The sequence below is a fragment of the Pseudorhizobium endolithicum genome (genome assembly GCF_902153245.2).
GTDB classification, from domain to species: domain Bacteria; phylum Pseudomonadota; class Alphaproteobacteria; order Rhizobiales; family Rhizobiaceae; genus Neorhizobium; species Neorhizobium endolithicum.
In genome coordinates this window covers 73,631-92,911 of the sequence record NZ_CABFWF030000018.1, presented here as the reverse complement: position 1 = coordinate 92,911, position 19,281 = coordinate 73,631, and the positions used below count along the sequence as shown (strand labels likewise).

At 64.6% G+C, this 19,281-nt stretch carries 17 protein-coding genes and 1 pseudogene; 12 read left to right on the top strand and 6 right to left on the bottom strand.

Translation table 11 applies throughout. The annotated features are described in order from the left end of the window. Positions 1-42: 42 nt before the first annotated feature. Positions 43-1,683 (bottom strand): chaperonin GroEL, encoded by a 1,641-nt coding sequence (gene groL, locus RTCK_RS19015; protein ID WP_142521600.1) that lies wholly within the window; start codon positions 1,681-1,683, stop codon positions 43-45. Positions 1,684-1,742: 59 nt separating this feature from the next. Continuing rightward, complete coding sequence (gene groES, locus RTCK_RS19010; RefSeq protein WP_142521599.1) at positions 1,743-2,039, bottom strand: co-chaperone GroES; 297 nt, start codon at positions 2,037-2,039, stop codon at positions 1,743-1,745. 245 nt (positions 2,040-2,284) lie between these two features. On the opposite strand from groES, the gene RTCK_RS19005 reads away from it, so the two are divergent. Both RTCK_RS19005 and RTCK_RS19000 read left to right on the top strand, forming a co-directional pair. Continuing rightward, positions 2,285-3,133: a TIGR01459 family HAD-type hydrolase gene (locus RTCK_RS19005; protein WP_142593963.1), complete on the top strand. Its 849-nt coding sequence runs from the start codon at positions 2,285-2,287 to the stop codon at positions 3,131-3,133. A 7-nt stretch (positions 3,134-3,140) separates the two neighbouring features. After that, the gene (locus RTCK_RS19000; RefSeq protein WP_142593962.1) at positions 3,141-4,121 is read left to right on the top strand and encodes a bifunctional riboflavin kinase/FAD synthetase; all 981 of its coding nucleotides are present in this window, start codon (positions 3,141-3,143) and stop codon (positions 4,119-4,121) included. A gap of 4 nt (positions 4,122-4,125) precedes the next feature. On the opposite strand, the gene RTCK_RS18995 is transcribed toward RTCK_RS19000, so the two are convergent. Both RTCK_RS18995 and RTCK_RS18990 read right to left on the bottom strand, forming a co-directional pair. Then, on the bottom strand, positions 4,126-4,410 hold the full coding sequence (locus tag RTCK_RS18995; protein WP_142593961.1) for a type II toxin-antitoxin system RelE/ParE family toxin: 285 nt from the start codon (positions 4,408-4,410) through the stop codon (positions 4,126-4,128). Continuing rightward, positions 4,407-4,967: a hypothetical protein gene (locus tag RTCK_RS18990; RefSeq protein WP_211181463.1), complete on the bottom strand. Its 561-nt coding sequence runs from the start codon at positions 4,965-4,967 to the stop codon at positions 4,407-4,409. The genes RTCK_RS18995 and RTCK_RS18990 overlap by 4 nt, the downstream gene beginning before the upstream one ends. On the opposite strand from RTCK_RS18990, the gene ileS reads away from it, so the two are divergent. Together ileS and RTCK_RS18980 are read left to right on the top strand one after the other, a co-directional pair. Further along, entirely contained in the window at positions 4,966-7,959 is a 2,994-nt protein-coding gene (gene ileS, locus RTCK_RS18985) for an isoleucine--tRNA ligase (protein ID WP_142593960.1), read from the top strand. The genes RTCK_RS18990 and ileS overlap by 2 nt on opposite strands. Before the next feature lie 140 nt (positions 7,960-8,099). Continuing rightward, the gene (locus RTCK_RS18980) at positions 8,100-8,720 is read left to right on the top strand and encodes a hypothetical protein (protein ID WP_142593959.1); all 621 of its coding nucleotides are present in this window, start codon (positions 8,100-8,102) and stop codon (positions 8,718-8,720) included. Positions 8,721-8,732: 12 nt separating this feature from the next. Here the strand turns inward: RTCK_RS18980 and RTCK_RS18975 are convergent, their stop codons facing one another. Further along, entirely contained in the window at positions 8,733-9,191 is a 459-nt protein-coding gene (locus RTCK_RS18975) for a nucleoside deaminase (protein WP_142521592.1), read from the bottom strand. 148 nt (positions 9,192-9,339) lie between these two features. Here RTCK_RS18975 and RTCK_RS18970 point away from each other — a divergent pair, with 148 nt between their 5' ends. The 3 genes from RTCK_RS18970 to RTCK_RS18960 are packed head-to-tail and all read left to right on the top strand — an operon-like array spanning position 9,340 to position 12,635. Beyond that, on the top strand, positions 9,340-11,181 hold the full coding sequence (locus RTCK_RS18970) for a pseudouridine synthase (protein WP_142593958.1): 1,842 nt from the start codon (positions 9,340-9,342) through the stop codon (positions 11,179-11,181). 6 nt (positions 11,182-11,187) lie between these two features. Beyond that, positions 11,188-11,748 (top strand): 16S rRNA (guanine(966)-N(2))-methyltransferase RsmD, encoded by a 561-nt coding sequence (gene rsmD / locus RTCK_RS18965; protein WP_142593957.1) that lies wholly within the window; start codon positions 11,188-11,190, stop codon positions 11,746-11,748. An 8-nt stretch (positions 11,749-11,756) separates the two neighbouring features. Continuing rightward, a complete protein-coding gene (locus RTCK_RS18960) occupies positions 11,757-12,635 on the top strand; it encodes a patatin-like phospholipase family protein (protein ID WP_142593956.1) in 879 nt (292 codons plus the stop codon). A 7-nt stretch (positions 12,636-12,642) separates the two neighbouring features. Here RTCK_RS18960 and RTCK_RS18955 read toward each other — a convergent pair. Continuing rightward, positions 12,643-14,439: pseudogene (locus RTCK_RS18955) on the bottom strand (monovalent cation:proton antiporter-2 (CPA2) family protein). Positions 14,440-14,541: 102 nt separating this feature from the next. Between RTCK_RS18955 and RTCK_RS18950 the strand changes: the two are divergent. The 5 genes from RTCK_RS18950 (at position 14,542) to RTCK_RS18930 (ending at position 19,200) form a co-directional block, all read left to right on the top strand. Next, the gene (locus RTCK_RS18950; RefSeq protein ID WP_142593955.1) at positions 14,542-15,888 is read left to right on the top strand and encodes a TldD/PmbA family protein; all 1,347 of its coding nucleotides are present in this window, start codon (positions 14,542-14,544) and stop codon (positions 15,886-15,888) included. Between the two features lie 3 nt (positions 15,889-15,891). Next, the gene (locus RTCK_RS18945) at positions 15,892-16,698 is read left to right on the top strand and encodes a 3'(2'),5'-bisphosphate nucleotidase CysQ (protein WP_142593954.1); all 807 of its coding nucleotides are present in this window, start codon (positions 15,892-15,894) and stop codon (positions 16,696-16,698) included. Between the two features lie 58 nt (positions 16,699-16,756). Further along, on the top strand, positions 16,757-16,999 hold the full coding sequence (locus RTCK_RS18940) for a DUF4170 domain-containing protein (RefSeq protein ID WP_142521586.1): 243 nt from the start codon (positions 16,757-16,759) through the stop codon (positions 16,997-16,999). A gap of 168 nt (positions 17,000-17,167) precedes the next feature. Further along, a complete protein-coding gene (gene waaA, locus RTCK_RS18935) occupies positions 17,168-18,487 on the top strand; it encodes a lipid IV(A) 3-deoxy-D-manno-octulosonic acid transferase (RefSeq protein WP_142593953.1) in 1,320 nt (439 codons plus the stop codon). Continuing rightward, positions 18,484-19,200: an HAD family hydrolase gene (locus RTCK_RS18930; RefSeq protein WP_142593952.1), complete on the top strand. Its 717-nt coding sequence runs from the start codon at positions 18,484-18,486 to the stop codon at positions 19,198-19,200. Before waaA ends, RTCK_RS18930 begins: the two co-directional genes overlap by 4 nt. Positions 19,201-19,281: the final 81 nt, after the last annotated feature.

Below are 19,281 nucleotides of genomic sequence, written 5' to 3'. Positions count from 1 at the left end.
CCTGAACTGAACCGGATGGCTCGGATGTAGGACCCGAAGGTCTTACATCATGTCCATGCCGCCCATTCCGCCCATGCCGCCAGGCATGCCGGCCGGAGCGTCCTTCTTTGGCAGTTCGGCGATCATGGCTTCCGTCGTGACGAGGAGGCCGGCAACCGAGGCTGCGTCCTGAAGGGCGGTACGGACGACCTTGACCGGGTCGACGATACCCATGGCGATCATGTCGCCATACTCGCCGGTCTGGGCGTTGTAGCCGTAATTGTCGCCGTTCTGTTCGAGGATCTTGCCGACGACGATCGAAGCTTCGTCACCTGCGTTCTCGGCGATCTGACGGGCCGGAGCCTGCAGGGCGCGACGGACGATGTTGACGCCGGCTTCCTGGTCGGCATTCTCGCCCTTGACGGTGAGCTGAGCGGATGCACGCAGCAGGGCGACGCCGCCGCCCGGCACGATGCCTTCCTGAACGGCAGCGCGCGTCGCGTTGAGGGCGTCGTCGATGCGGTCCTTCTTTTCCTTCACTTCGACTTCCGTGGAACCGCCGACGCGGATCACGGCAACGCCGCCTGCGAGCTTGGCCAGGCGTTCCTGCAGCTTCTCGCGGTCGTAGTCGGAGGTGGTCTCCTCGATCTGCGCCTTGATCTGGGCAACGCGGCCTTCGATGTCGGCCTTCTGGCCGGCGCCGTCGACGATCGTGGTGTTTTCCTTGGAGATCGACACCTTCTTCGCACGGCCGAGCATGTCGAGCGTGACGTTTTCGAGCTTGATGCCGAGGTCTTCGGAGATCACGGTGCCGCCCGTCAGGATGGCGATGTCTTCGAGCATGGCCTTGCGGCGGTCGCCGAAGCCCGGAGCCTTGACGGCAGCGATCTTGAGGCCGCCACGCAGCTTGTTGACGACGAGCGTTGCAAGCGCTTCGCCTTCGACGTCTTCAGCGATGATGAGGAGCGGCTTGCCGGACTGAACGACGGCCTCCAGAACCGGCAGCATGGCCTGCAGGTTGGAGAGCTTCTTCTCGTGCAGGAGGATGTAGGCGTCGTCGAGATCGGCGACCATCTTTTCCGGGTTGGTCACGAAGTAGGGCGACAGGTAGCCGCGGTCGAACTGCATGCCTTCGACGACTTCGAGTTCGGTCTCGGCGGTCTTGGCTTCCTCGACCGTGATCACGCCCTCGTTGCCGACCTTCTGCATGGCTTCGGCAATGTCGAGACCGATCTGGCGCTCGCCGTTGGCGGAGATGGTGCCGACCTGGGCGACTTCTTCCGAGGTGTTGATCTTCTTGGCCTTGGCCTGGAGGTCGGCGACGACGGCCTTGACGGCGAGGTCGATGCCGCGCTTCAGGTCCATCGGGTTCATGCCGGCTGCAACGGCCTTGGCGCCTTCGCGAACGATGGCCTGGGCCAGAACGGTAGCGGTGGTGGTGCCGTCACCGGCGATGTCGTTGGTCTTCGAAGCGACTTCGCGGACCATCTGGGCGCCCATGTTCTCGAACTTGTCTTCCAGCTCGATTTCCTTGGCGACCGATACGCCGTCCTTGGTGATGCGCGGAGCGCCGAAGGACTTGTCGATGACGACGTTGCGACCCTTCGGGCCGAGCGTAACCTTGACGGCATCAGCGAGGATGTCGACGCCGCGCAGCATCTTCTCGCGCGCGGTGCGGCCGAACTTGACTTCTTTAGCTGCCATTTTGAGAACTCCTGAAAAGGGGTGTCAGCGTTGTTTCGGAAAGGCGAAAGGCTGGCAAATCAGCCGATGATACCCATGATGTCGGCTTCCTTCATGATCAGAAGGTCTTCGCCGTCGAGCTTGACTTCGGTGCCGGACCACTTGCCGAACAGAACCCGGTCGCCGACCTTGACGTCGAGTGCGACAACCTTGCCGGACTCATCGCGGGCGCCGGAGCCGACGGCGACGATTTCGCCTTCCTGCGGCTTTTCCTTGGCGGTATCCGGGATGATGATGCCACCCTTGGTCTTCTCTTCAGACTCGACGCGACGAACGACGACGCGGTCGTGCAGGGGGCGGAAATTGGTGCTTGCCATTGTCTAATCCCTCGATCAAATGACATGGACGGATACGAGATCCGTGTCTTGCGTTAGCACTCGGTTTGAAAGAGTGCTAACGGCGGTCGAGATAAGCGCGGCCAGATCGAGAGTCAAGAACGGCGCGGCCCTAAAATCGGATTGCCGTTAACGTGCCTGCCTGGAGCAGACGGCAGGAAATCCCTTGCCATCGGGCCGAAGCTTTGCGATGTCAGCGCCTGTTCCAACACGGGTTCAGAAGCAGCATGGCCAAGCGCATCAGCAATCTCAGCGAGATCACCGGAAACTATGAGGTGATCCTGTCCGATGTCTGGGGCGTAGTCCACAACGGCGTCGATGCCTTCCCCGATGCCTGCAGCGCCTTGTCGGACGCGCGCGCGCCAGGAGCGACCGTGGTGCTCATCACCAATTCTCCGCGTCCGTCACCGGGTGTCATCTCGCAGCTGAGGCTGCTCGGCGTTCCGGACGCAGCCTATGATCGGATCGTCACCTCCGGCGATGTGACCCGCCACCTCATCGCCGAAGGCCCGAAGAAGGTTTTCCTGCTTGGCCCCGAGCGCGACATGCCGCTGTTCGACGGCCTGGAGGTGGAAGTCGTCGGGGCTGACGAAGCGGATGCCATCGTTTGCACCGGCTTCTTCGATGACGAGAAGGAAGTGCCGGAAGATTATCACGACATGCTCGTCGCCTTCCGAAAGCGCGACGTTCCGTTCATCTGCGCCAATCCGGATCTCGTGGTCGAACGCGGTCACCGCATCATCCCCTGTGCCGGATCGGTTGCCGCCTATTACGAGGACCTCGGCGGCAAGACCCGCATCGCCGGCAAACCGCATACCCCGATCTACGAGGAGGCGCTGGCCTTCGCCCGGCAGACCCGCGGCGAGTTCGCCCGCGAGCGCGTCCTGGCGATCGGAGACGGCATGCCCACCGATGTGCGCGGCGCCATCAGCCAGGGCCTCGATCTGCTCTATATCAGCGCCGGCATCCATGTGAACGAGTATACGGTGAACGGCCAGATCGACGAGGCGGTCATGAACGCATGGCTGAAGCGCGAAGGGGCGGCGCCGAAGTGGTGGATGCCGCGGCTCGCCTAGGACGCCAATGACCGTGTTTCACCGCAACGAGAAGAAGCAACCGCTACCCCCAGGCCTGCAGGGAGGGGTCGTCGCGATCGGCAATTTCGACGGCGTTCATCGCGGGCACCGCAGCGTTCTTGCGCGCGCGCTGTCGCTGTCGCGGGATCGGAATGTGCCGGCGCTGGTGCTGACCTTCGAGCCGCATCCGCGCACGGTGTTCCGGCCGGACAGCCCCGTCTGCCGCCTGACGCCCGCCCCCCTCAAGGCGCGCCTGCTGGAGGCCATGGGCTTCCGCTGCGTCATCGAGTATCCCTTCGACCGCGAATTCTCCCAGCGCTCGGCGGAAGAATTCGTCCAGACGGTGCTCGTCGACTGGCTGCAGGCCAGCGCCGTCGTCACCGGCTTCGACTTCCACTTCGGCAAGGGCCGGGAGGGAGGGCCCGCTTTTCTGATGTCGGCGGGGGAGCGGCTGGGTTTTTCCGTCAGTCTCGTGGACGCCTTCCGCGACGAGAACGCCGAGGTCATATCCTCCAGCCGCATCCGGGCGCTGCTGGCAGAGGGCGACGTGGTGGCGGCCGCCGGCCTGCTCGGCTACCGGTATACTGTCGAGGCCGAGGTGATCGGCGGCGAGAAGCTCGGCCGCACCCTCGGTTACCCGACGGCCAACATGGCGCTGCCGCCGGAGACGGAGTTGAAGCCGGGCATCTATGCCGTGCGCTTCCGCGCCGCCGACGGAATTGTCCGGGACGGTGTGGCGAGCTACGGCCGCCGTCCGACGGTGACGGAGGACGGCGCGCCGCTTCTGGAAACCTATGTCTTCGATTTCAGCGGCGACCTCTATGGCCAGACCTGCTCCGTCTCCTTCTTCGGGCGGCTGCGCGACGAACTGAAGTTCGACGGACTGGATCCGCTGGTCGAGCAGATCAGGCGCGATGGGGAAGAGGCGAGGGCGCTACTTTCGGGCGTGGCGCCGTTGGGCGAACTGGACGCGAAGATCGCGTTCTAAAGGCTTAGTCCCGCGTAGGAGGCCAGGTGCGGGCAGTATGCACGATCGTCAGGATGGAAACTGTCGCCTCATCGACTTCATAAACGATGCGATAGCTTTCGTGCGGGATGATTTCGCGTGTTCCCGGTATCGCACCTGGTCTGCCCAGGAGGGGGAAGTCTCTCAGTTGGGCGATTGCAGCGGCGATTAGCTCGTCCATGCGTATCGCCGCGCTTGGATTATAGGACGCGATATAGTCAAATATCTGTGCGCGGTCGCGTCTTGCCGCAAGTGCCCATCGGATGATCACGATCTCGAGCGGCTGCCGCCGGCAACGGCAGCGCGCCGCGCTGCGAATTCTTGCTCGACATCGATCGCGTCCAGGCCTTCTCCTGAGGAGATCTGCGATCGGGCAGCATCGACCTTCCTTTGGAGGAACGCTGTGTATTCCGGCTCCGTCGCTTGCTGCCTGACGAAGTCGCGCATCATGTCGCGTAGGATCTGCGAAGCAGATTGCTGCGAATCCTTGGCTGCTGCCATGAAGGCGTCGTGGAGCTCGACGTCCAGATGGAACGTGAAGACGGCATCTTTAGTCATCATTGTCTCCTCTGTTGGAAAAGATAGATGCTGTCTGAACCTCTCGCAAGCTGCCGGGAATACCTCTTCCTTTCCTCCTTCAAAACCCGTAAGACGCCGATCATGAGAACGTACCGGCCGGTCCCCTTCATACGAATTATCGGCCCGGCCTTCCGCGTCGCCTGAGACGGGCGTCGGGAAGGTCCGGGTTTCCGGCGCTTTGTCACGCGCCTCCGCCACCTCATCTCTTTCCGATGCGCTCGCGAGCGCCAAAACGATTGCCCGACCCATGACCGATACTGCCGACAAGCTCGACTACTCGAAGACCCTCTACCTGCCCGAAACAGATTTCCCGATGCGCGCCGGCCTGCCGCAGAAGGAGCCGGAACTCGTCAAGCGCTGGCAGCAGATGGACCTTTACAGGAAGCTCCGCGCTTCCGCCGCAGGTCGCCAGAAGTTCGTTCTCCATGACGGCCCGCCCTATGCCAACGGCAACATCCATATCGGCCACGCGCTGAACAAGATCCTCAAGGACGTCATTACCCGCTCCTTCCAGATGCGCGGCTATGATTCCAACTACGTCCCCGGCTGGGATTGCCACGGCCTACCGATCGAGTGGAAGATCGAGGAGAAGTACCGCGAGAAGGGCAAGAACAAGGACGAGGTGCCCGTCAACGAGTTCCGCCGGGAGTGCCGCGAATTCGCCGCCCACTGGATCAAGGTGCAGTCGGAGGAGTTCAAGCGCCTGGGCATCGAGGGCGACTTCGACAATCCCTATACGACGATGAACTTCCACGCGGAAGCGAGGATCGCCGGCGAACTCCTGAAGATCGCCATGAGCGGCCAGCTCTATCGCGGATCCAAGCCGGTCATGTGGTCGGTGGTCGAGCGAACGGCGCTGGCCGAGGCGGAGGTCGAGTATGCCGATGTCGAGAGCGACACGATCTGGGTGAAGTTCCCGGTGGTGCGGTTCAGCGATCCGGGTGTGGCGCTGGAGACGGGTGAGGCCTATCGGCAGGCGGTCATCGAGCAGAACGCGGATGGCGGTATCCTCGAAGATCTTCAAGGTTCATTCGTGGTCATCTGGACGACCACGCCGTGGACGATCCCGGGCAACCGCGCGATCAGCTACTCCCCGAAGGTCTCCTACGGATTGTATGAAGTCACGGCCGCCGAAAATGACTTCGGTCCGCGCCCGGGTGAGAGGCTGATCTTTGCCGATAATCTGGCCGAGGAGTCCTTCGCGAAGGCGAAGCTGCAATACAGAAAGCTTCGCGGGGTTACAGGGGAAGAGCTCGCGTCACTCGTGTGCGGGCACCCGTTGCGCCAGTTCGGCGGCGGCTATGAGTTCCCTGTCCCGCTTCTCGCCGGCGACCACGTCACCGACGACGCCGGCACCGGCTTCGTGCACACCGCACCCAGCCACGGCCGGGAGGACTTTGACGCCTGGACGGATAATGTCCGCGAACTCGAAGCGCGCGGCATCGACACTAAGATCCCGTTCCCCGTCGACGACGCGGGCTTCTACACGGCTGACGCTCCCGGTTTCGGTCCCGACCGCGAGGGCGGTCCCGCCCGCGTCATGGACGACAACGGCAAGAAGGGCGATGCCAACAAGGCGGTGATCGAGGCCCTGATCGCGGCAAACTGCCTGTTCGCCCGCGGCCGGCTGAAGCATTCCTATCCCCATTCCTGGCGGTCCAAGAAGCCGGTCATCTTCCGCAACACGCCGCAGTGGTTCGTCTACATGGACAAGGAACTCGGCGACGGCACGACGCTGCGCTCGCGTGCGTTGCGAGCCATCGACGATACGCGCTTCGTGCCCGCTGCCGGCCAGAACCGCCTGCGCGCCATGATCGAGCAGCGCCCTGACTGGGTTCTTTCCCGCCAGCGCGCCTGGGGTGTCCCGATCTGCGTCTTTGTCGACGAAAAGGGCGCGATCCTGCAAGACGAGTCCGTCAATGCCCGCATCATGGAAGCCTTCGAGCAGGAGGGTGCCGATGCCTGGTTCGCCGAGGGCGCGCGCGAGCGCTTCCTCGGTTCCCGCGCCAATGAAGGCTGGAGTCAGGTCCGCGACATTCTGGACGTCTGGTTTGACTCCGGTTCGACGCACACCTTCACGCTGGAGGACCGTCCGGGCCTCAAATGGCCAGCCGACGTCTATCTGGAAGGTTCCGACCAGCATCGCGGCTGGTTCCATTCCTCGCTGCTGGAATCGGCCGCCACCCGCGGCCGCGCGCCCTACGACACGGTCATCACCCATGGCTTCACCATGGACGAGAAGGGCCAGAAGATGTCGAAGTCTCTCGGCAACGTCGTGGCGCCCCAGGACGTCATGAAGGATGCCGGCGCCGACATCCTTCGCCTCTGGGTCATGACCACCGACTATTGGGAAGACCAGCGCCTCGGCAAGACGATCATCCAGACCAATGTCGACGCCTACCGCAAGCTGCGCAACACCATCCGCTGGATGCTCGGCACGCTGGCGCACGACGAGGGCGAGGAGATTGCCTGTGCAGACCTGCCCGAGCTCGAGAGGCTGATGCTGCATCGCCTGGCGGAGCTCGACCGGCTGGTGCGCGACGGCTATGACGCCTTCGACTTCAAGAAGATCGCTCGGGCCCTGATCGACTTCGCCAATATCGAGCTGTCAGCCTTCTACTTCGACATCCGCAAGGACGCGCTTTACTGCGATGCGCCGTCGTCGCTGCGCCGTCGTTCGGCACTTTCCGTCATCCGCCGGATCTTCGACTGCATGGTGACGTGGCTGGCGCCCATGCTGCCGTTCACGACGGAGGAAGCCTGGCTCTCACGCAACCCGGATGCCGTGTCGGTGCATATCGAGCAGTTCCCGGAGGTTCAGGCCGAATGGCGCAACGATGCGCTGGCGGAAAAATGGGCCTCGGTCCGTCGGGTGCGCTCGGTGGTCACCGGCGCGCTGGAGATCGAGCGCAAGGAAAAGCGGATCGGTTCCTCGCTGGAAGCGGCACCGGTGGTGCACGTCTCCGACCCGTCGCTCATGAAGGCGCTGGAAGGGCAGAAATTCGAGGAGATCTGCATCACCTCGGCCATCCGCGTCGTCGGGGGCGAAGGGCCTGAAAGCGCGTTCCGCCTTCCCGAGGTGCCGGGCGTTGCCGTCGAACCGAAGCTCGCGGAGGGCACGAAGTGCGCGCGTTCATGGCGTGTCACCACGGATGTGGGGTCCGATCCGGAATATCCGGAGGTTTCGGCGCGCGATGCCGCAGCCTTGCGGGAACTGGCCGCCCTCGGCCGTCTCGGCTGACCAGGGTCCCTCTCACCGGATGATTGCGCTTTGGCGTGTCATCCGGTACATCTGCCCGAAATTGGCCGGAATTTCCGGTCAGGGGGTATCGAGCGGAAATCTGAAGGCGTCGAAGGACGGGCGCCGCTGGAAGGGTTTTGATGAAGACGTCGCATGGGTTTCGCGCAGCATCCAGCGCGGCCGGCCTGATGGCCGGAATGCTCGCCCTTTCGGGCTGCATGGGAAGTCCCACCTACGGGACCGGAACCTCCGCGATGGAGCAGTTGAGCAACGACCTCACCTCTGCGGTTTCCATAGGCCCCCAGGACGAGCGCAACGTGAAGTACAACCCGCGCCCGAACCTCGTCGTTGCGGCTGAAGACAAGTCGCTGCCGCCCCCGCAGGCGTCCCTCGCCAACCGCGAGAACAATCCGGGCTGGGTTGAATCGCCGGAAGAAACCCGCGCTCGCCTGCGCCAGGAGGCCGACGAGAACGAAAACAACCCCCGCTATCGTTCACCACTGCTGGCCGGGAAGGGCAAGGCCGGCCAGATGACGGAGTCGGAGAAGTGGGAAGCCTTCCGGCAGGCCAAGCAGAACCTCCACAATGCAGACGTGACGCAGCCGCGCCGCTCTCTGACGGACCCGCCGGTGGAGTATCGCGCAGTGGATTCTGCAGCACTTGATGATCTGGGCGAGCCGGAACTCAAGAAGGAGCGCCGCCGCAAGAAGGAAGCGGAAGCGACACAGAAGACGTCCAGTTGGTGGAAGCCCTTCCAGTAGTCCGGACTTCGCCTACCCAGGCTCCCGTTTTGCCTGGAAGAAATCCCTCAAGACAGTGGCCGACCGTCGCTCCTCGATGCCGGAATACACGTCCGGTGCGTGGTGGCAGGTGGTTTGCGCATAGAACCTGCCGCCGTGGTGCACGCCGCCCCCCTTCGGGTCCTCCGCGCCGTAGTAAAGACGGCGGATGCGGGCAAAGGAGATGGCGGCCGCGCACATCGCGCAGGGCTCCAGCGTAACGTAGAGATCGGCGCCTGTCAGCCGCTCCTGTCCCAGGAGCCGCGCAGCCTCCCGGATGACGTTCATCTCCGCATGGGCGGTCGGGTCGTTGTTCTCTCGCGTCCGGTTTCCCGAGCGGGCGACGATCCGGCCGTCCAGCACCAGCACGGCTCCGACGGGTATCTCGTCCCTCTGCCCGGCCAGCACCGCCTCATGCAGGGCTTCCGCCATGAAACCGTCGTTCTGGGCCATGATCGGCGATTTCCTCTTAACCCCGGTGGCTTGAACTGGTAGGAAGCGATCGAAAAGGCCCGCGCGTCGCGCGGCAAGCCTAGATGCACCTCAACCAGCATGAATGTCCGGCTAACCCGTTCGACTTCACGCTTCAGGCAAACAACAAATGACACCCAAAGACAAGCCAAAGCGCGGCGGATCCAAATCCTTCGAACGCAGCACCAAACCCAAGCCGTCTGCAAAGGGGGCCGGAGGCAAGTCCGGTTTCTCGGCGAAAGCAGGGTTGAAGCCCAAAGCCGGGAAGGAAAAGGTGGAGGCTCATGCCGTGGAGGCAGCGGCAAAGCCCGAGCGGATATCCAAGATACTGGCACGGGCAGGAGTGGCATCCCGCCGCGACGTCGAGCGCATGATCATGGAAGGCCGGGTTCGCCTCAACGGCCAGGTTCTGGAGACGCCCGTCGTCAATGCCACGCTCGAGGATCGCATCGAGGTCGATGGAGAACCGATCCGCGGCATCGAGCGCACCCGCCTCTGGCTCTACCACAAGCCGGCGGGGCTGGTGACCACCAATGCCGATCCGGAGGGCCGTCCCACGGTCTTCGACAATCTCCCCGACGGGTTGCCGCGGGTCATGTCGATCGGTCGCCTCGATATCAACACCGAAGGCCTTTTGCTGCTGACCAATGACGGCGGCCTTGCGCGCGTTCTGGAACTGCCGACCACCGGCTGGCTTCGGCGCTACCGGGTCCGGGCCCATGGCGAGGTCGACCAGGCTGCCCTGGACAAGCTGAAGGAAGGCATCGCCGTCGACGGCGTCCTCTATGGCGCGATCGACGCTACGCTCGACCGCAAGCAGGGCCATAATGTCTGGATGACCGTCGGACTGCGCGAAGGCAAGAACCGTGAGGTCAAGAACGTGCTCGGCGCCCTCGGTCTCGAGGTCAACCGCCTGATCCGGATCTCCTACGGTCCGTTTCAGCTTGGCGACCTGCCGGAGGGTCATGTCCTCGAAGTGCGGGGTCGGATGCTGCGGGAGCAGCTCGGTCCGCGCCTCATCGAAGAGGCCAAGGCAAACTTCGACGCGCCGATCTACAACGAGCCGGCCAGGGCCGATGATGCCGCTGCCGCGCCTGCTCATGCCGAACGTTCCGAAAGCGGCGGATGGGCGAAGCAGGCAAGGCCCGAGCGGAGCGAAAAGCTCGCGAAGCGGCCGGAACCCCGGGGCGCGGAACGAGGCTTTGCCGGGAAATCGGCGCCTCGCGGAGGCTCCCGTGACGACCGTGGCTCCGGCGCGGAGAAGCCAAAGAAGCGTCTGCCGATGGGAACCTCCCGCACGGCCAACGTCTGGATGGCGCCGGGAGCGCGTCCGACCACCGACAGCAAGGCGAAGAAATCCTCCGCCCGGGCGGAGGCGGAAAGACTGTTCGACAAGCCGAGCCCGCAGAGCGAGCGCCGCGTGGTCGTAAAGCGCGCCGACGAGGACAGCGATTGGATTCGCGCCGAAACGCCGCCGCCCGGCCGCGAGGAGCGAGGCGGCGATTTCGGTCGCAAGCGCGCCTTTGGGGGGCGCTCCGAAGGAGGCGGCCGAGAGCGATCGTTCTCCGACGAAGCTCGCAGAGAGCGCAAGCCCCGCGACGGCGGCGATCGCCCGCGCGGCAAATCGTTCTCGACTGAGGCCAGATCTGATCGTCCTCGCGGCGATCGCCCGTTCGGTGACCGCCCGGCACGCGGCGAACGTCCGTTTGCCGACAAGCCGCGGGGAGCGCGCGCCGAGGGAGATCGTGCCCGCGGCCCGCGCGCCGACAAGCCAGCCGGTGATCGTCCCTTTGGAGACAAGCCGCGCGGGAAGCCCTTCGGCGGCAAGCCTGCGGCCGGCAAGCCCGGCGGCGGAAGCGCGTTCGGCGGCAGGCCTGGCGGAAAACCGGGCGCTGGACGCGGCAAGCCTGGTGGGGGCGGTGGCAGGCCGGGCGGACGTCCTGCCGGTGGAAAGCCGCGGACGCGGGGGTAGGGAGCCATGCGTATCGTCGGGGGCGAATTTCGTGGCCGCACACTGGCTGCACCCAAGTCGAACGATATCCGGCCGACCATCGACCGGACCCGCGAAAGCCTGTTCAACATTATCGGCCACGTCTATCCGGAGGCGCTTCAGCAGACCCGGGTGATCGATCTCTTCGCCGGTACCGGGGCGGTCGGTCTCGAAGCCCTGTCCCGCGGTTGCCGTCAGGCGCTGTTCGTTGAAAACAGCGTCGAGGGGCGCGGCCTGCTCTGGGAGAATATCGACAGCCTCGCCCTGCATGGACGTACCCGCATTCTCCGGCGCGACGCCACCCTGTTGGGAGCGGTCGGAACGGTGGAGCCGTTCGATCTCCTCTTCGCCGACCCGCCTTACGGAAAGGGGCTTGGCGAGGCTGCGATGCTTTCTGCCCATTCCGGCGGCTGGCTCGTCCCCGGCGCCCTCGCGATCCTCGAGGAGCGCGCCGACGTTACACCGGTGGCGCATGAGGCGTTCAGGCCGCTGGAGCAGCGGCTGTTCGGCGACACGCGAATCCACTTCTTTCGATATCAGCCCGGCTGATCCGCACGATGAACACGAAACTCGCCTTCAACGATCCTGATGTGAACAAGCGGTCGGGCGATCTGACTTTCGCCGTGGCGTTCGGCGGCGGAGGCGCCCGCGGCCTCTCGCACGTCCATGTGATCGAAACGCTTGATGAGCTGGGCATACGCCCGGTGGCGATTGCGGGATCGTCCATCGGCGCGATCATGGGAGCGGGCATGGCGGCGGGAATGTCCGGTGCCGACATCCGCGCCTATACGATGGAAACGGTCGGCAATCCGTCCGTCCTTGCCAACCGCCTCTGGAGCCTCGGCCCCTCGTCCATGCGCGATACGCTGGGCGATTTCCGCTTCGGCCAGTTCAACCTCGAACTCGTCCTGAAGGCACTCTTGCCCGATGCCATCCCGGCACGCTTTCAGGATCTCCGGCTTCCCCTCAAGGTCCTGGCGACAGATTATTACGGTCGCTCCGAAGTGGTGTTGCAGGAAGGAGACCTGCGGGCGGCGATCGCAGCCTCCGCGGCGCTTCCGGGCATCTTCATGCCGGTGCCGATCAACGGGCGCATCATGATCGATGGCGGCATCTTCAATCCGGTGCCCTATGACCACCTCATGGATCTCGCCGACGTCGTGATCGGGGTAGATGTCGTGGGTGCTCCGGAAGGCGACGGATTCTCTCCGCCCAGCCGCATGGACAGCATGTTCGGCGCCAGCCAGCTGATGATGCAGTCGGCGATCGCGCTCAAGCTGAAGCTGCAGCCGCCCCATATCTTTCTGCGTCCGCCGGTGGGCCGCTTCCGTGTTCTCGACTTCCTGAAGGCGAAGGACATCCTCGAGCAGTCGCTCTCCGTCAAAGATGATCTCAAGCGCGCTATCGACGCGGTCCACCTGGCCGCCGGGGGCTAGGGAGCGGTCAAGGAGCGGGCTGCTCCTCCGCCTCCATTCCCGTTGCCTCGGTCGGCGTCACGTGCTTGGGCTTGATCAGCGGTTCGGGCTTCACGGGACGATTATGCAGCATGTGGCCGCCGGCTGCGATACCTTCGGCGGCCTGGATCAGCAGCCGCTCCTCGTCCCGCCAGCGGATATCGGCCTCGATCGCCTCTGCCTCCGACATGCTCATCCCCAGCGCTTCGAGCGTCTTGCGGCCGAAGACGAGCCCCGATTCCAGTGTTTCCCGCAACTCGTATTCGACATCGCAGCGACAGCGTATGGATCCGGTCATAGGACCGGACGAACAGCCGGACGTTCGGAAACTCCGAGCGGATCAGGTCGACGATCCTGTCCGTCACCTCCCGCTTCTGCGTGAGAACGGCGACGATCTTGGCCTTCTTGATGCCGGAGGCCAGGAGAACATCCTTTCGGGTCCCGTCGCCGAAGTAGATCCGGAAGCCGAACGATGCCGCCTGGCGGACGCGGTCCGCCGAGTCGTCGATTACCGTGACCTCGCGTCCGCCCGCCAGCAGGATTTGCGCCGCGATCTGCCCGAAGCGGGAAAAGCCGATCATCAGAACGTCGGCGCCCGCACCTTCGAACGTCTCCTCCAGTTCCTCCCGCTCGAAGCGCAACAACCGCCGCGACAGCGCCGCGCCGACCGGGGTCAGTGCCATCGAAAGCGTGACGACCGCGATCAGCAGCGACGCGGTCGACGATGAAAGCAGTCCGGCACCGACGGCGGTGGTGAACAGCACGAACCCGAACTCGCCCCCCTGCGGCAGGAGGAATGCGATCCGCAGGCTGTCGTTGTGGGGTGACCCCACCAGGCGGCACAGGCCATAGGTGATCGATCCCTTGGCGAGCATGAAGGCGGGGACGGCGACGAGGATCAGCCCCAGTTGATTCCACAGGACATGGAGTTCGAGCGAGAGACCGACAGCGACGAAGAAGAGCGCGAGCAGCAGTCCCCGGAACGGCTCGATATCCGCCTCCAGTTCATGGCGGTAGGAGGATTCCGCCAGCATCACGCCGGCGAGGAAGGCTCCCATGGCCATCGACAGTCCGACCGCTTGCATGGCCGCGGCCGAACCGAGAACGATCAGGAGCGCGGTGGCGATCATCACCTCCCGCGCCCCGGTGCGGGCGATGACCTGGAAAAGCGGGGTCAGCAGGAAGCGGCCGGCAAGCACCATGGTGGCAATCGCGGCAAATGCCACCAGCAGCCCTCTCATCGCGGAAGGTCCGTCTCGTCCACGCCCGTCGCGAGGATGCTGGTCAGGGCGAGGAGCGGCACGATGGCGAGATCCTGGAACAGCAGGATGGAGAAGGCGCGCTGGCCGTACTTGCTGTTGAGATCGCCCTCGTCGTTCAGGATCTGGACGGCAAAGGCCGTGGATGACAGGGCGAGGCCGAAGCCGATGATGAGGCTGCCACGCCAATCCGCCAGGCCCGCTGCCATCACGAGACCCGTCAGCACGGCGCCGCAGAGGATGACTTGCGCCGGCCCGAGACCGAAGACGTCGCCGCGCATCTGCCAGAGCCGGGAGGGCTTCAGTTCCAGGCCGATCACGAACAGCAGGAAGACGATACCGAATTCCGCGACGTGCAGGACTTCCTCGGCCTCGGTGATGCGGTGCATGATCGGTCCGATGACGACACCCGCCGCCAGATAGCCGAGAATGGTGCCGAGACCGAGCTTCCGGAAGATAGGCGCGGCAATCACCGCGCCCCCCAGCAGCACCAGCATCTGGGAAAAGAAAGAGCCGGAACCGATCATCGGGAGTGCCTTGATGTGATGGATCTGTTTCAAGAATCGCAGCAGCGCGTCTTGATGCCTTACATGCCGCACAATAAATGGAGCGGCAACGAAAGGTACACAATGACCTCCGCTATCGACTCCGAAACTCTCCTCGCCCGCGCATCCGAATTGATCGACCTTGCCCGGGCCGCCGGGGCCGACCAGGCCGATGCGGTCGTCGTCCGCTCCCGTTCGCGCTCGGTCAGCGTCCGGCTGGGCAAGGTGGAAGGTACCGAGGCCTCCGAGAGCGACGACTTCTCGCTTCGGGTCTTCGTCGGAAAGCGCGTTGCCAGCGTGTCGGCCAATCCCGGTTTCGACATGAAGGTGCTGGCGGAGCGGGCGGTCGCCATGGCCCGCGTTTCCCCGGAGGATCCCTATGCCTGTCTGGCCGAGGAAGCCGACCTGGCCCGGAGCTATCCGGACCTTCAGCTTTTCGACCGCACCGACGTGCCGACGGAGAAGTTGCGGGAGGCGGCGCTGGAGGCGGAACAGGCCGCTCTCGATGTGGAGGGCGTTACGAATTCCTCCGGTGCGGGAGCTTCCGCAGGCATGGGCGGCCTCGTGCTGGTCACCTCCCACGGCTTTTCCGGAAGCTACATGGCAAGCCGCTTCGGCCGCTCGGTCAGCGTCATCGCCGGCGAAGGCACGAAGATGGAGCGCGACTACGACTACGACAGCCGGCTCTACTTCGCCGACCTCGATGATCCGCGGATCATCGGGCGCCGGGCGGGAGAGCGCGCCGTCCGCCGTATCAATCCCCGCCAGGTGGACACCGGCAGCAATCTGACGGTGGTCTTCGATCCGAGGATCGCGCGCGGCTTCGTCGGGCACATGGCCGGGGCCATCAACGGTGCCGCGGTCGCCCGCAAGACGAGCTTTCTCCGCGACCGGATGGGACAGCAGGTGCTGAAGGCGGGGCTCGACGTTACCGATGATCCCCTGGTCCTGCGAGGCTCTTCCTCCCGGCCCTTCGACGGCGAGGGAGTTACGGGAAAGCGTCTGGTGATGATCGCGGACGGTGTCCTCAATCACTGGTTCCTGTCGACCTCCACCGGCCGCGAGCTGGGGCTTGCGACCAACGGGAGAGGCGTGCGCGGCGGTTCGGCGGTAACTCCTGCCGCGACCAACCTGGCGCTGGAGCCGGGGGAGATGTCACCCGAAGAACTGATCCGCAATGTCGGCAACGGGTTCTACGTGACGGAACTCATCGGGCAGGGGGTCAACATGATCACCGGCGAGTATAGCCGCGGCGCGACCGGGTTCTGGATCGAGAACGGCGAATTGTCCTTCCCCGTGTCCGAGGTGACCGTCGCCTCCAACCTGAAGGACATGTTCATGCGCCTTACGCCGGCAAATGACATCGACCGGAAGTTCGGCGTCGCCTCGCCGACACTGGCGATCGAGGGCATGACCCTCGCCGGGCGCTGATCGATGGCCGGCGGGCATCGGGACTGGCAGGAAGACCTCGCACTGATCCGGCAGGCGGCTCGGGAAGCCGGAGACGTCGCGCACTCCTTCTTCGGGCAGTCCCCGGAGGTCTGGTGGAAAAACGAGGGACGGTCCCCCGTCAGCGCTGCCGATTTCGCGGCGAACGACCGTCTTCAGGGCCTGCTTGCCTCCGCCCGCCCGCATTACGGCTGGCTTTCGGAGGAGACGGACGACGACAGCGCCCGCCTTTCCCATGACACCCTCTTTGTCGTCGATCCGATCGACGGAACGCGGGCGTTCATCGCCGGCGAGCGGACCTGGTGCGTGTCCGTCGCGGTGGTGCATCGGGGCCGCCCCGTGGCCGGGGTGCTTGTCGCGCCGGCACTGGGCGAAGAGTTCAGCGCCTCGGTGGACGAGCCGGCCCTGAAGAACGGTGAGCCCATATCGGTCTCCCATCCCGATCCCGCCCTGCCGTTGACGCTGGCGATCGCCGAGGATCTGCTGCGAAAAGTCCCGGCGGAGCAGACGCACACCATCCGCCGGGTGCGCCACGTGCCCTCCCTGGCCTACCGGCTGGCGATGACGGCCGAAGGCAGTATCGACGGGACCGTGGTGAAGCGGAACTCGCATGACTGGGATCTGGCGGCTGCCGACATCATCCTCGAGCGCGCCGGCGGTCGGCTGCTCGACGCTGGCGGGCTTCCGCTCGTCTATAACCGCGAAAGTGTGACGCACGGTATGCTGCATGCGGGCGGCGGGCCGGCTCTGGACAAACTGCGCCGGTTCATGCCAGACGAACCGGCAGGTTGACGTTTCTCTCCCGGACAGCAAGAGCAACCTTCGGGAGGACAAGCTGAAGGGACTGACAATGCCGGAAACGAGCGAAAAGAAACAACTGCTGCACCTGGTCTTCGGTGGCGAACTGGCGAGCCTCGAGGGAGTGCAGTTCAAGGACCTCGAGAATCTCGATGTCGTCGGCATCTTTCCCGACTACGCCACCGCCCTTACCGCGTGGCGCGCCAAGGCGCAGCAGACGGTGGACAATGCCCAGATGCGCTATTTCATCGTCCACATGCACAAGCTCCTCGACCCTGACACCAAGGGCGCATAATCACCTAAAACAGGGGATATCCTGTCGCTGTGGGTGGCTGCGGAGACCATTGTGTTCCAAGGTCTCCCGGCGCTATTTTTGACGCATTTGTACCAGAGTAGGTCGGGCGCCGATTGCACGGAGGGTTTCCAGATTAGCGGACACAGGCGGGTAGCGAGGGTTGGTGCGATGAGCAAGGGTCTGGCGCGTGCTGCGCTGACCGGCTACCGCGTGGCCGGAATCCTGCTTTATCCGCTTGCCGTGCCCTACCTCACCTATCGAAGCTGGAAGGGAAAAGAGGATCGCGCCCGACGGGCGGAACGGCTGGGCCGTCCGAGCGCTCCCCGGCCCCGCGGCCCGCTTGTCTGGGCCCATTCGGCGAGTGTCGGCGAGACCCTGGCGCTGGTGCCGCTGCTGCGTGAGCTCGGCCGGCGCGATATCCACGTCCTGCTGACGACCGGAACGGTGACGTCGGCCGAACTGGTCAGGAACCGCCTCGGGAATGAGGTCATCCACCAGTACGTGCCCCTGGACCTGAAATTTCCGGTCAAGCGGTTCATCTCCTACTGGCGGCCCGACGCCTGCATCACAGCGGAATCGGAAATATGGCCCACCACGATGCTGGAGCTGTCCCGCCGGAAGATCCCTCAGATCAGGGTCAATGCCCGCATTTCCGACCGGTCGTTCGATCGGTGGCGGAACCATGAGCAGATCGCCGAGGCGCTTTTCGGCAGGATGTCCCTCGTCGTGGCGCAGTCCGACGTCGATGCGGAGCGCTTCCGCGATCTCGGCGCCTGGCCGGTTCTCGTCTCCGGCAACCTGAAAGGCGACACCGATCCGCCTCCCTGTGATCCGGCCGTGCTCGATCGCTATCGCCGGGAGATCGGCGACCGCAAGACCTGGGCGGCCATCTCGACCTTCGAAGGCGAGGAAAAGGTCGCTGCGGGCATCCACAAGGTCCTGAAGCCGCGCAACGGCCAGCTGACGATCGTCGTTCCCCGCCATCCGGAGCGGGCGGATGGGATCGAGGAGATGTTGAAGGCCCAGGGGCTTGTGGTGGCGCGCCGGTCGCGCAATGACGCCATCACGCCGGAGACCGACATCTTTCTCGGCGACTCGATGGGCGAGATGGGCCTCTACCTCCGCCTGACGGAAGTCGCTTTCGTTGGCCGCTCACTGACTGGAGAGGGTGGGCAGAACCCGCTCGAACCCGCGATGCTCGGTTGTGCGGTCCTCTCCGGAAGCCAGGTCCAGAATTTCCGCGATGCCTATGCGAACCTGGTCCGCAAGGGCGCGGCCCGGCTGGTGCGCGATGTGGAGATGCTGGCGAAGGCAGTCCACTACCTTCTGTCCAACGACCTTGCCCGGCGCAAGATGATCGATGCCGGTCAGGAGACGATCACCGAGATGAGGGGCGCCCTGGCCGTGACGGTTAAGGCGTTGGAACCCTATATCAACCCGCTGACGGTGAGCGCGCGGCTGCAGCCGAAGGCCGCTGCTGCGCAATGAACGCACCGCTCCGCTCCGATATCGCCGGTATCCTGTTCGACAAGGACGGCACCCTCATACGCTATGACGAGAGCTGGAGCCCCGTGAACCGGGAGGCCGCGCGCATTGCGGCGGCCGGAGACCTGCAACTGGAGCCCCGGCTTCTCCTCGCCGTGGGCATGGATCCGCAAACCGGCCTGACGCGGGCCGACAGCCTGCTTGCCGCCGGCAATGCCGCGGAGATCGCGCTCGGTTTCGAGGCGGCGGGTTCGCCGATCGATGCGGCGGAACTGACGGTCCTTCTCGACGAGCTGTTCGTGCGCGCTACGGAATACGCTGTGCCGGTTACCGATCTTCGCGCACTGTTCTCACGGCTGAAGGCGCGGGGGTTGAAACTCGGCATTGCCTCCAGCGACAACGAGCTCTCGATCCGCCAGACGGCGGAGCGGTTCGGGATCACGTCCTGCGTGGACTTCGTCGCCGGCTATGACAGCGGCTTCGGCACGAAGCCCGATGCCGGAATGCTGCTCGGCTTCTGTGCCGCGACGCGGCTTGAGCCGCGGCAGGTGGCTATGGTCGGCGACAACCGGCACGATCTCCAGATGGGGGCAAATGCCGGAGCCGGTGCAAAGATCGGCGTCCTGACGGGCACCGGTTCCCGCGAAACGCTTGCCGAACTTGCCGATATCTGCATCGAGGATATCACGGCCCTGGAGACGCTGTTGCGGAGGTAGCCGCGGATGCGGGCATCGAAGCCTGCCCCTTGCCTTTTGCGCGCACTTTCCCTTTTGTGCCGGTGACCGATTGGATCGCGG

Excerpts from the sequence above, each read along its gene's own strand:
- RTCK_RS18975 (WP_142521592.1), bottom strand. The coding sequence starts at position 9,191 with ATGGCCCAGAACGACGGTTTCATGGCGGAAGCCCTGCATGAGGCGGTG.
- groL (WP_142521600.1), bottom strand. The coding sequence starts at position 1,683 with ATGGCAGCTAAAGAAGTCAAGTTCGGCCGCACCGCGCGCGAGAAGATG.
- RTCK_RS18990 (WP_211181463.1), bottom strand. The coding sequence starts at position 4,967 with ATGGGTCGGGCAATCGTTTTGGCGCTCGCGAGCGCATCGGAAAGAGAT.
- ileS (WP_142593960.1), top strand. The coding sequence starts at position 4,966 with ATGACCGATACTGCCGACAAGCTCGACTACTCGAAGACCCTCTACCTG.
- rsmD (WP_142593957.1), top strand. The coding sequence starts at position 11,188 with ATGCGTATCGTCGGGGGCGAATTTCGTGGCCGCACACTGGCTGCACCC.
- RTCK_RS19005 (WP_142593963.1), top strand. The coding sequence starts at position 2,285 with ATGGCCAAGCGCATCAGCAATCTCAGCGAGATCACCGGAAACTATGAG.
- RTCK_RS18945 (WP_142593954.1), top strand. The coding sequence starts at position 15,892 with ATGGCCGGCGGGCATCGGGACTGGCAGGAAGACCTCGCACTGATCCGG.
- RTCK_RS18940 (WP_142521586.1), top strand. The coding sequence starts at position 16,757 with ATGCCGGAAACGAGCGAAAAGAAACAACTGCTGCACCTGGTCTTCGGT.
- RTCK_RS18930 (WP_142593952.1), top strand. The coding sequence starts at position 18,484 with ATGAACGCACCGCTCCGCTCCGATATCGCCGGTATCCTGTTCGACAAG.
- RTCK_RS18950 (WP_142593955.1), top strand. The coding sequence starts at position 14,542 with ATGACCTCCGCTATCGACTCCGAAACTCTCCTCGCCCGCGCATCCGAA.
- waaA (WP_142593953.1), top strand. The coding sequence starts at position 17,168 with ATGAGCAAGGGTCTGGCGCGTGCTGCGCTGACCGGCTACCGCGTGGCC.
- RTCK_RS19000 (WP_142593962.1), top strand. The coding sequence starts at position 3,141 with ATGACCGTGTTTCACCGCAACGAGAAGAAGCAACCGCTACCCCCAGGC.
- RTCK_RS18980 (WP_142593959.1), top strand. The coding sequence starts at position 8,100 with ATGAAGACGTCGCATGGGTTTCGCGCAGCATCCAGCGCGGCCGGCCTG.
- groES (WP_142521599.1), bottom strand. The coding sequence starts at position 2,039 with ATGGCAAGCACCAATTTCCGCCCCCTGCACGACCGCGTCGTCGTTCGT.
- RTCK_RS18970 (WP_142593958.1), top strand. The coding sequence starts at position 9,340 with ATGACACCCAAAGACAAGCCAAAGCGCGGCGGATCCAAATCCTTCGAA.
- RTCK_RS18960 (WP_142593956.1), top strand. The coding sequence starts at position 11,757 with ATGAACACGAAACTCGCCTTCAACGATCCTGATGTGAACAAGCGGTCG.